Origin of the sequence: Streptomyces sp. NPDC047022, assembly GCF_040644155.1 — a bacterium.
Lineage (GTDB): Bacteria > Actinomycetota > Actinomycetes > Streptomycetales > Streptomycetaceae > Streptomyces.
Genome location: NZ_JBEYVV010000007.1, coordinates 234,082 through 244,873 on the forward strand (window position 1 = coordinate 234,082; position 10,792 = coordinate 244,873).

Annotated in this window: 9 protein-coding genes and 3 pseudogenes; 9 read left to right on the top strand and 3 right to left on the bottom strand. The window is 67.7% G+C overall.

Going from position 1 to position 10,792, the window contains the following annotated elements:
* Window positions 1–261: 261 nt before the first annotated feature.
* The 3 genes from ABZ845_RS11425 to ABZ845_RS11435 all read left to right on the top strand — a co-directional run bounded on the left by ABZ845_RS11425 (window position 262) and on the right by ABZ845_RS11435 (window position 3,920).
* A complete protein-coding gene (locus tag ABZ845_RS11425) occupies window positions 262–933 on the top strand; it encodes a TetR/AcrR family transcriptional regulator (RefSeq protein WP_360976389.1) in 672 nt (223 codons plus the stop codon).
* Window positions 934–2,112: 1,179 nt separating this feature from the next.
* Window positions 2,113–2,493, top strand: coding sequence for an MmcQ/YjbR family DNA-binding protein (locus tag ABZ845_RS11430; RefSeq protein ID WP_360976440.1), 381 nt, complete (start codon window positions 2,113–2,115; stop codon window positions 2,491–2,493).
* 8 nt (window positions 2,494–2,501) lie between these two features.
* Window positions 2,502–3,920, top strand: coding sequence for a PLP-dependent aminotransferase family protein (locus ABZ845_RS11435; protein WP_360976392.1), 1,419 nt, complete (start codon window positions 2,502–2,504; stop codon window positions 3,918–3,920).
* 259 nt (window positions 3,921–4,179) lie between these two features.
* Here ABZ845_RS11435 and ABZ845_RS11440 read toward each other — a convergent pair whose 3' ends face one another.
* Both ABZ845_RS11440 and ABZ845_RS11445 read right to left on the bottom strand, forming a co-directional pair.
* Window positions 4,180–4,623, bottom strand: coding sequence for a GNAT family N-acetyltransferase (locus ABZ845_RS11440; protein WP_360976395.1), 444 nt, complete (start codon window positions 4,621–4,623; stop codon window positions 4,180–4,182).
* Window positions 4,624–4,666: 43 nt separating this feature from the next.
* Window positions 4,667–5,579: pseudogene (locus ABZ845_RS11445) on the bottom strand (NADP-dependent oxidoreductase).
* 584 nt (window positions 5,580–6,163) lie between these two features.
* Between ABZ845_RS11445 and ABZ845_RS11450 the strand changes: the two are divergent.
* A complete protein-coding gene (locus tag ABZ845_RS11450; RefSeq protein ID WP_360976398.1) occupies window positions 6,164–7,390 on the top strand; it encodes an MFS transporter in 1,227 nt (408 codons plus the stop codon).
* A gap of 550 nt (window positions 7,391–7,940) precedes the next feature.
* Here the strand turns inward: ABZ845_RS11450 and ABZ845_RS11455 are convergent.
* A complete protein-coding gene (locus ABZ845_RS11455) occupies window positions 7,941–8,279 on the bottom strand; it encodes an STAS domain-containing protein (RefSeq protein ID WP_360976401.1) in 339 nt (112 codons plus the stop codon).
* Between ABZ845_RS11455 and ABZ845_RS11460 the strand changes: the two are divergent.
* From ABZ845_RS11460 to ABZ845_RS11480, 5 genes and pseudogenes are all read left to right on the top strand, one after another.
* Window positions 8,278–8,787 (top strand): annotated as a pseudogene (locus ABZ845_RS11460) (ATP-binding protein); the annotation flags it as partial. The gene ABZ845_RS11455 and the pseudogene ABZ845_RS11460 overlap by 2 nt on opposite strands.
* Window positions 8,788–9,549: 762 nt before the next feature.
* Complete coding sequence (locus tag ABZ845_RS11465; protein ID WP_360976404.1) at window positions 9,550–9,699, top strand: hypothetical protein; 150 nt, start codon at window positions 9,550–9,552, stop codon at window positions 9,697–9,699.
* A gap of 99 nt (window positions 9,700–9,798) precedes the next feature.
* A pseudogene (locus ABZ845_RS11470) lies at window positions 9,799–9,936 on the top strand (IS5/IS1182 family transposase); the annotation flags it as partial.
* Between the two features lie 161 nt (window positions 9,937–10,097).
* The gene (locus ABZ845_RS11475; RefSeq protein ID WP_360976407.1) at window positions 10,098–10,310 is read left to right on the top strand and encodes a helix-turn-helix transcriptional regulator; all 213 of its coding nucleotides are present in this window, start codon (window positions 10,098–10,100) and stop codon (window positions 10,308–10,310) included.
* The gene (locus tag ABZ845_RS11480; RefSeq protein ID WP_360976410.1) at window positions 10,279–10,686 is read left to right on the top strand and encodes a hypothetical protein; all 408 of its coding nucleotides are present in this window, start codon (window positions 10,279–10,281) and stop codon (window positions 10,684–10,686) included. Before ABZ845_RS11475 ends, ABZ845_RS11480 begins: the two co-directional genes overlap by 32 nt.
* Window positions 10,687–10,792: the final 106 nt, after the last annotated feature.

Consider the following 10,792-nt stretch of genomic DNA (forward strand, 5'->3'; position numbering starts at 1 on the left):
GTCCTTGCGGGCCGGCGCGTTGCCGATGCCCCTGCGCCGGCCCAGATCAACCGGACGAGGGACGAACGGCGGCAGGACTCTTCTGGACCCATAGCCGACCCTCAAGGTCTTGATCGTCCTTGGCCGTACCCGGCCCAGAGCCCAAGCGCACGCTGTCGGGTGCAACTCTGGCCGCCCCCTTCGGCCACCGGGGGCTCCAGAAAAGGGACCTTGAGGTCCCTTTTCAATCCTGCTAGCCTACGCGGCGGTAATCTGGCCTACGTGGCGGAACAGGCGCGCGACAGAAACGATTCCCGGCTGACCGAGCGCGGGCGGGCGACTCGAGAGCGCATTTTGAGGGCTGCCGCCGACATGATGTACGTCAGGGGCGTGTCTTCCACGACCCTCGACGAGGTCAGGGCGGCCAGCGGAACGAGCAAATCCCAGCTCTACCGTCACTACCCCGACAAGGATGCACTGGTGCGGGACGTTGTCGCATTGCAGGCTGCTGAACTGCTCAAACGCCAGCACCAGCTACTTGAGCGGCTCAACTCTCTCCGCGGGCTGGAGCGCTGGCGGGACGTCCTGGTCGAACACAACGCCCTCCGGAACGGGGCGTACGGATGCCCGCTCGGATCCCTTGCGAGCGAGTTGGCCGATCAGGACGAAGAGGCACGCAAGGCGCTCGCCCGGCACTTCGACAGCTGGGAGGGACTGCTCAAGACAGGGCTTGAGCGAATGAAGGACTCGGGAGTCCTCCGTTCCGACGCAGATCCCGGAGAGCTCGCCACCGGCCTCATGGCCGCCCTTCAGGGCGGCTACCTCCTGGCGCAGACAGCCCAGGACGTCAAACCCATGAGGATCGCCCTGGACATGGCGATCGGGCACATCAAGACCTATGCCGCATCCGCCGAAGACGCGAGTCCGCCGACAGGAAGCCCGTCAGGCAACTGAGCCTTCGCGACAGGGCGGCACCAGGACAGATGCCGCCACCACAGGCGGCTGGCGCCGCAGCCTCCGGCACGGACCGTTTCCGCCTCCCGATGGCCGTAGGCGGCCCGGACGAGTTTCGCGGTGGCGGAAGGCGCCCGCCGCCTCATTCTGCGCCCCCCAAAGTCCGAGTCTCCCTTCAGAAGCAGCGGCCCTTCCCACTTCAAGGGACTATTTAGTCCTGAAACGTGGTTGGTGTGCGGTACGTTTGGAGAGCAGTCTCCTGCGGACATCTGAGCAGCCCAAACGTCGCTAGAATCTCCAGGGCGGTATGCACCATGCACGTGGACGTCCAGTTCCCGGGGGTCGGTCCCGTCCGGCTACGCAGACGGGCAGTCGAGGCCGGAGCCGGCCACCCACGGCAGCGCGTTGTCCTAGCAGTGCGTTGCTCAAGGTCAGGCGAACCGGTGAACGCCCCGAACCCGGCACATCACGTGTCGGGCGATGGCACCCTGCGGACGGCCGCAGGCTGCGTCTGCGCGGACGCCGACCGGCGCCGGCCAGCGCGGAGCCGACACAGTGACAGCTCCCGCAGCCCGGTCGACGGAACCTGTCCGCGGCTGAGCCAACGGGACGCTCTGGACCTGAACAGCAGCACAAAGGCAACGGAAGCACGGGAGGACCCCAGCGCCGACGGCCTCGCATCCGTCGCGCCTGTGTCGGCCCAGAACCTCAAGACCATCAGTGCCACGGCATCAGACCGTCGAGAAAGCCCGGGACCTCCGCCAGCGCTGCCCCTGGGACCGGCTCTCCCGCAGAGCACCGACCGGCTGACGGACACGTCGCCGATGCCCTCACACCACGGTCCGCCTCAGCACCAAGCCGCCCCGGCGGACCCTGTCGCCCGCCAGAGAGAGCGGGACCAAACGCCTGGACGCCGCTACGGCCATCGCCATGGCCAGCGAACGAGTCCGCGGCGGAAGACCTGGTTCGTCCGCACGGACAGCCGTATACGCGCCAGACATGACCCGCGCGGACTTGGCGGCCGCGTCGCGCCGGTTGCGCAGCGGTCCCGGTCCGCCGTCGGCTGCCGGCACCGCTGCCACCGTGCCGGCAAACACCGTTCGCGCGGCGATGCGCAAGACACCACCTCGGAGCCCTGACCGGTCGGTCGGGCACTTGATGTCAGAGGAGTTGATCACCATGGACGGACAGGAACTGCAGAAGATCGCAGGCGACTGCACCGTGGAGCTGCCCGGAGGCGAAGTCGAGCATCGTTTCGGCCCCGATTGGGACCTCTACAAGGTGGGCGGCAAGGTTTTCATGCTCATGACGGATATGCCGGGGCACCCTGTGGTGATTCTAAAAGCTGATCCGGAGGATGCCGCAGCCCTACGGGAGCGGCACGCGGACATCACCCCCGGCTATCACATGAACAAGCGGCACTGGATCACGGTGGAAGGCGGAGGCACCGTTGACGAGAAACTGGTGAAGGAACTCGTGATCGACTCCTACCGTCTTGTGGTCGGCGGACTTCCCAAGGCCCGACAGCCCGTGGATCCGCACACCTATGGACGGGCCTGATCATCGTCATGCACGCCGACCCCCACAGCGACCGCGGTACGACCAGTCCAGCCCGACTACGGCAGGCCCTGGACAGCGATGTGATCTGCGCCGGGCGAGGCGGGCGCGGCGCGCTGGCGACAGCCGTACGCGAAGCCGTCCGCAGCGGCCGCCTGGCGCCCGGGACGCGGCTGCCCTCCTCCCGCCGGCTCGCCACCGACCTCGGGCTTGCCCGCAACACCGTGGCTGACGCCTACGGCGACCTCGTCGCCGAGGGATGGCTTACCGCCCGCAGGGGCTCGGGCACACTCGTCACGGACAGGACGGTCACGCGACCGGTCTTGGTCCCCTCGGCGGCCGAGCCTCCTGGTGAACCGCCGCACGACCTGCTCCCGGGAAACCCCGACCTGACCACCTTCCCCCGCACCGCGTGGCTGAAGGCCACACGCCGCGCGATGGCCACAGCACCCGCCGACGCGTTCGGCTACGGTGACCCCCGCGGCCAGCCGGAGCTACGAGCCGCGCTCGCAGAAAATCTCGTACGAACCCGCGGCGTCTACACGAGTCCGGAGCACATACTGATCTGCGCCGGCGTCTCACACGGACTGCAGATCCTGGGCGAAGTCCTGGCCAGTCGGGCGGCAAGGAACGTCGCCGTCGAGTCCTACGGCCCAGGCAGGCACCGCGACCTGCTGGCTGCTGCCGGACTGCAGACCCTCCCGCTTCCCCTGGACACTCACGGAACCGACCCCGTCCCGCCGGACGGCACCGATGCAGTCCTGCTCACACCGGCTCACCAGTTCCCTGTGGGAACGACGCTCCAACGCGATCGCCGCACGGCCGTCGTGGACTGGGCCAGACGGACAGGCGGGCTGGTCCTGGAAAATGACTACGACGGTGAGTTCCGGTTCGGCCACCAGGCTGTCGGGGCGCTCCAGGCACTCGCTCCGGACTGCGTGGTCTACCTGGGTACCGCCAGCCACACACTTGCTCCCGGCCTGCGGCTGGCCTGGATGGTGCTGCCTGCCACGCTCGCCGAAGAAGCTGCCGCAGCCAAGGGCCAGATCGACTCGTGCGAGGTATCGAGCCAGCTGACCATGGCGGAATTCATCACCTCTGGCGCCTACAACCGCCACGTACGCGCTGCCCGTCGGCGCTACCGCGATCGGCGGAACTCTCTCGTCACAGCCCTGGCCCAGCACGCCCCGAAGGTGCGCGTCACAGGGACAGCGGCCGGCTTGCACACCCTGCTCAGCCTGCCGCCCGGGACCGAGCAGCACGTCGTTCAGTCGGCTGCCCGGCAGGGACTCAGAGTGGCCGGCCTGTCCCGGTACCGCCACGCACGATCCCAGCACGTCATGGCCGATGCCCTCGTCGTCGGCTATGGGACGCCCTCCGACACCGTGTGGCCTCAGGCGCTCTCCGCGCTCACGCGGATCCTTTCCTGACGCCCCCAGCCGGGCAGGCCGCGTCGCACCAGGTCGTCAACAACATGACGTGGCCACAACGAACCATCACCAGAGCTCCGCGTTCGCTGCGGCTCCGACAGTCGGGACTCCGCGTCAGGGACGACATCAAGCTCCCGCCCCGCCCCCACCTCGCTGGTCCTGCGGCGATGAGCGTCGCGGTGTTCTCTGCGGTGTCCGCCTCGGCCTCGACGCTCGTCGTCACTGTCATACCTTCCCCCAGGAAGCGTGAAGAGCGGGCCTAGGACCGGTGGGCCCGACTACCGGCTCCCGGGTGCTCGGGGTCGATGAGGTCGGCGTACGCCGGGTTGTGCTCGATGAAGGTACGCACGATCGGGCACGTGATGGTGACCGTCTTTCCTTGCACGCGCACATCGTCCAGGACCCGTCGGATCAGCTCGGTGGCGATGCCCCGGTTGCGGAACTCGGGGAACACCGAAGTGGCCAGCAGCACGAGCCGGCTCTCCCCTGCCGCCTGATAGGTCAGTCCAGCCACCCCCCTGCCACCGGCCTTGGCCTCGTAGACACCGGCCTTCTCGTCGTTGACGACGTCGAAGTCGAACACGCCGGTACGGGGGGCATGGCTGGCGTCGGTGGGGGCGGCCTGATCCGGAGTGGGAAGGCCTGGGCCCGCACCATCAAAGTCGTCGATGCTGGAGCGGTTCGGCTCGGTTGGGCCGGTCATGCGGTGTTCCTTTGCGGGTTGGGTCCGGACATGTGCAGTGGCCTCACGGGACAACGATGATCTTGCCCTTGACCCGCTCGGCGGGGTTGAAAGCGGAAACGCCGTCGTCGAGGGTCACGACCTGGCCGACGCTCGTGCGCAGGCGCCCGTCCCGGACTCGCTGGACGACCTCGGCGAGCTGCGTGCGGTCGGCTTCGACGACGAAGTCGACCGCCTGGCCGTCCTCGCGCCGCGTCTCGGGCGGCCCGGCGATGGTCACCAGCATCCCGCCTGCCCGGACCAGCCCCGCCGACCGCTTCCCGATGTCGCCACCGATCACGTCGAAGACCAGATCGACGCTGCCGACGTCCTCCAGTACGTCGCTGCCGATATCCACGAACTCCTGCGCCCCGAATTTCCATCGCGGCCTGCCGGTCGGCGGCCCGGCCCGTTCCGATGACGTAGGCGCCGGCCTGGCGGGCGAGCTGCGTCGCCATCGAGCCGACGCCGCCGGCTGGGCCGTGGACGAGAATGCTCTGCCCCTTCTGGAAGCGGCCGTGTACGAACTGTCCCTGCCAGGCCGTCAGGCCAGAGATCGGCAGACTGGCGCCCACCGTGAAGTCGACATCGCCTGGCAGCGGCGCGAGGTTCCGTGCCTCGACGGCGACGTACTGCGCGAGGGTGCCGTCACGCGTCCAGTCCGCCAGCCCGAACACTCGCTGCCCGACCGACAGCCCTCTCGTGCCATAGCCGAGAGCGCTGACCACTCCGGCCACCTCGCGGCCGGGGATCGAGGGCGTCCTGTCACGGCCGAGACGATCGACCCAGGTCGAGGGCCACTCCAGCTCGCCCGGGGTGAATCCCAACGCATGAACCTCAACGAGGACGTCGTTGCCCGCGGCCTGCGGCTCCGGACGCTCGGTCAGCGTCATCCCGGCTGCTCCCGCCGCCTGTTCCCTCACCACAATTGCCTTCATGAGACGCCCCCCTGTCGCCGACCCCGTCCTTTGCGCGGCACGAGGCACTCCAGCCAAGGGCCGGCCGATCCTGCGCGCACTGCCGTGATCCCGGCTCGGCCCTGAAGCCACTGCCCTCACCCTAAACCCTCAGAAGTGGACTTCACAGTCCCAAATGGAAGAGGCGGGAGTGCCACGGCGTGGCGGCAGACGTCCTTGACACAGAGGCGTCGAGCATGGCGAGAGAGCGGGCACGCACTTATATCTGGACTAAATCGTCCTGTTCCTGCATGATTGACGGGCAGGCGAACCGATGGCATCGCCTCTCAAGGACGTCGCTGGCGAAGCACGCGGGTGCCCGGCGCCCACGGCTCGCTCGGCCACACGCGCAGGTCCGCAACCAGTCGGCCTCTCGGCGCAAGGGGCCGCGGCCGGCGGCGTCTGAGTGCGCCCGCAGCAACACCGGTCACCCGCCTTCGAAGGCTCCGCTGGCGCGGGCCTGATTCAGAACGAGAAGAGGAGATTGCTCCATGCACAAGGTGGCCCCAGCGCCCCCTGGAGATCGTCAGGACAGAGCGTTCCGCCTCGCATTCCTGGCCGCGGTGATGTCCCTGACGACAACCTTTGCCGCGGTAGGCGCAACGATCCCGCTGTTCAACATCTACCGCGCCCAGGACGGGTTCACCAACGCGGGCATCTCGGTGGCAGTCGTCGCCTACTCCGCGGCCACCATCAGCACGCTGCTGGTACTGGGACGGCTGTCCAACCATGTGGGCCGAAGGCCCGCGGCTCTCGCCAGTCTCGGCCTGCTCGTGCTGGGCTGCCTGATGCTGTTGAACGTGCATCACATAGGGGTCCTGATCGCCGGGCGAGTCCTGATGGGTCTGGGTGCCGGTTTGGCCAGCAGCAGCCTCACCGCCTACATCGTCGACACCGCACCCATCAGGCCGGTCTGGCTCGCCTCCGTGGCGTCCAGCCAGACCGTCATGCTCGGCCTCGCCATAGGTGCCATCGCCTCCGGTGCCCTGGTCCAGTTCGGCCCCTGGCCACGCGACCTCATCTACCTCATCTCCGTCGGTCTGCTCCTGTTCTCCACGGTGCTCATCGCCATCAGCCCGGACACCGTGCCCCCCACCCCCGGTACAGGGCGATCACTGAAGCCCACCGTCCACGTACCGGCCCGGGTCAGGCATCTGCTCGCCGTCACAGCTGCAGTGCTTCTGTCCACCTGGGCCACCGGGGCCTTCTACCAAGCCTTCGTGCCCGCACTGGTCGAAGACCAGCTCCGCACACACAGTTCGCTCACCCTCGGACTTGTGTTCGCCGCATACATGGCGCCGAGCGCTCTGGGCGCTCCCCTCAGCGGCCGCTTCGCACCGGCGGGAGCGCAGCGCATCGGCATGGCGGCCTTCTCCGCCGGCTGGATCGGCATCACCGCAGCGGTCGCCACCGGCACACTTGCGCTGTTCGTCGCCGCCACCATCGTCGCCGGGGCCGGGCAGGGCATCGCCATCAGCGGCACCACCCGCGGCCTGCTGTATGCCGCCAGCCAGCAGGACCGGGCACCGATCTTCGCCGTGGTGTATCTCCTCAGCTACAGCGGCGCGACCATCCCCAGCCTCATCGCCGGCCAACTGTCCCACACCCTGCCACTACAGAAGATCGCGCTCGGCTACGGCGCCTTTGCCCTCGTCGCCACCCTGCTCACTGTCATCGCGGCACGCAATCCGCACACCGACACGACCGGCCCGGGAGACCGCCTGAGAGCAGGCCTACCGGTTCACCCTCGCCCACCCGAACGCGAGCGGGCCGCTCCCGACGAGCCCCGGTGAACTGACCGTGCAGAGCGAGGACCTGGACGTGAAAGCGGCCGGGCAACGGGCCGGATAGGACAAGCTTGCAACCGCGCAGCAACGGCTCCTGGAAACCGTCGGAATCGGCTCCCCGCCGGAGGGTGAGCCGGCGACGGGTGCGTCGCGCTCCCAGGGCGCCCGGTCGGCCGCCACCCTCGACTGGAGCTCAGCGCTCCCCCGCGTGCGAAGGCACCCGGCCGCGCTCCGCACACACGTGAAGCCCGTCGACAGAAAGCCGGTCAGGCTCGACGGCACCCACCGCCGCGCCGCCAAGGTCACCCCGCACCCCGTCCCAAACTCAACCAGCGCGGCATGCGCCAGTGACCGGCAGCAACCGAACGCGACTGCGCTCCGCTCTGGAGACAGGGCGGGCCACCGCTGGGTGTAGCGGCCTGGCAAGCGCCGGTACACGTAACGTTCCGGGCACCCTCCGCAAGCAAATCGTGCGCCGGCCACGCTGGCCTGCTGGCTGGTTGTGGCGCGCCACACGGGATACCGCGCCTGCCGGTCGGCTCGCTCCCGGCCGGAGTCAGGGCGTGGTCGCGTCGTCCACCGTGGGCCGGATGTCCAGGACCCGGTCCGCGCCGGTCAGCTCCAGCACCCGCTGAAGCTGGTGCGCGGGCCTGGCCAGACGCAGACGGTGACCGCGGTGGAAGTTCAGCAGCAGATTCAGGACGGTGGAGTCGGCGAAGGTCAGTGCGGCCGCGTCCACGACGACCGTCGCATGGGTGGCGGCCGCGCCCTGCAGAGCCTCAGCCAGCAGGGGAACGGAGTTGAGGTCGAACGCACCATGGACCACCACGACCCTCGCACCGCCCTGCTCGTACTGGGTCAGACACGGCTGCCCCGCCGCCGAGTCCGATCTCATGGCCCGTGGACTGGCCGCGGCAGGCTGGTCGCGGTGGCCCCGCGCGCAGGCTGGGGCAGTGACCGGATTCCTGGACGCATGGTGGACGCAGACCCTGAGAACGAAGTCGCCGCCCACTTCGGCGTGTGCGGTGCTCGAGAGCTGCGTGACCGCGAGTTCCTCGTGTGACGACCGAGCCCGCCGCCGCTCGGAACGGCGGATCAAGGCAGCCCGGTTCCCAAGGGAGAAGTCGCTGCGGACCTTCGACTTCGAGGCCAACCCCAACATCGACCCGGCCACCGTGAACACCCTCGCCTCCTGCGAGTGGATCAAGAAGAGCCAGCCGCTCTGCCTGATCGATGACTCCGGCACCGGCAAGTCCCACGTGCTCATCGCTCTGGGCACCGAGGCCGCGATGAAGGGCTACCGAGTCCGCTACACGCTGGCCACGAAGCTGGTGAACGAGTTGGTCGAGGCGGCCGACGAGAAGCAGCTGAACAAGACGATCGCCCGCTACGGCCGTGTTGATCTCACAAGGCGCGGAATGTTCTGAGGAATCAACTGCAGAGCGGCTGCCGACGCGACAAGCACGGGGCCGTCTACATCGTGCCAAGGGCGGCCGATCAAGCGGGCAGCGGTCATGCGCGTCTCCTAAGGCTGGCGGACGATTCTTGATGCAGCCGAAGAATTCACTGCGACCAGCAACAAGCGCCTCCGTGCGTCACGGTAGCGCCCAGGACTGACAACGGACGCCTCTTCCCAACCCCGAACGTCCGACGCCTACGGGATCGAGTTCACCGGGCGCTCGGCATCGCCGACGAGGAACCGGCTCACCTCGTCACTCACTCACAGTGAGCATCCAAGCTCATGATTCCCCAACTATGCCTCTCATGATCTGCCAACAAGGATTCTCCACGCGCTCCCGACTTGCGCGTCTCAGTCCATGATTCGCCAACTAAAGTTCTCGGTCACACCGATGTGACTGAGCGCTTCAGCTGGCGAGTGAGCCGTTGACTTGGCGGGGCTGTGCGCTTGAGTTGGCGGGCAGGATAGCGGGCCGGCTTCTTGCCTGCCGTCCCCCGACCCACCGCTCCCAAGGAACCCCCAAATCAACGCCACCCGATGGATCCGCTCCTACTACGACGAACTCGACACCTGGTCCTACTTCGAACTCGACGCAGAAAGCTGGGCACTGCGTCACGTCGACCTGCAAGGCCCCACCCTGCAACCCGTCACCGCAGCCACCCTGAGGGAGGTCCTGGACATCCGCGACCAGGGTGACCGGACAGCGATGGCCGACTACGAACGCAAATACGGCATCCTTGCCGAAGGCACCCTGGACGGCTGGCAGGACACCCAGTCCGCCACCGAAATCACAGCGGCCGAGTTCGAACGCGTCTGGACCTCAGCCCGCAAGGCCCTCGCACGTGACGGCGGATAATTCCACACGCTGCCGGCGGGCAGAGTCTCGAAGTCGCACACCAGGCGGCGCGAATTCATCAGCCACCCCAGACTTCGCCCCACGCACCGCCTGACGTGGCGCTGGGCGGTCGAGCGCTTGTGGTCGTGGATCATGCGGGCCCGTCGACACTGCCGCGACCACGAACGCCTCCCGCAGATGTCGGAGTCGCCGATCACCTGGGCCGCCATCACGTTGATGACGCGACGGCTCACCCGCCGCAAGGCCCGTCCCGCAGAACGCCACGACGTCGCCCACGGCTACGTGATGCCACATGCCGCCTGACCAGCCCTGCGCACCACCGTCGCCTTACCCGCAGATCCGCCAGCAATGTAAAGCACACTTGACACCAATCGAGGGGTGACAAGTAAGCTTTACACGTGCGAAACAGTGTCAGGGAACTGCGGTCATCACGAGGACTCTCCCAGGGCCAGCTAGGCACGGCCCTCGGGGTCTCACGGCAAACGATCAACGCCATCGAGACCGAGCGGTACACACCTTCCCTGCCGCTCGCCATGGCCATGGCCAAGTTCTTCGAGGTCAGCGTTGAGGAGATGTTTCATGTCGATGAGAGCCCAGCAGATGACCAGTAACACAGCCAGGTGGTCCGTCCCCGGCTTCTTCCTCGCCGTCGGAGTCGCCTGCCTCACGGCCGCGACTTTCGGCGGCCACCTCGCTCTCGGCCTGGCGGCCTTCGGGATCCTGGCGGCCTGCAGTCTTGCCTTAGTGCTGCTGGGACGCCGGAGCGAGACCTATCAGGGCCTCACCGAGAAGGTTCCCGACGAGCGCTTCGCTCGGATCGGAGGGCGAGCATGGGCCGGCACAGGCGTGGTGCTTACCGTGGGGAATCTCAGCGCCTTTATCGGTGACCTGGCATCCGGACGGAGCGGTGATCCTTACTTCTGGTTCGTGGCCACCGCCGCCATCTCCTACATCGTGTTCGTCGCCTTCTGGTCTCGGCATACCTGAGAAGCCATCACCTAGTAGGGCTTTGTCAGGTGCCTTGTAGGGTCGGTGGCCTGGTGCTTCCCTGCGGGTATGCGGGCGGATGAACTCTCTGCGTGTCGTGGCCGGT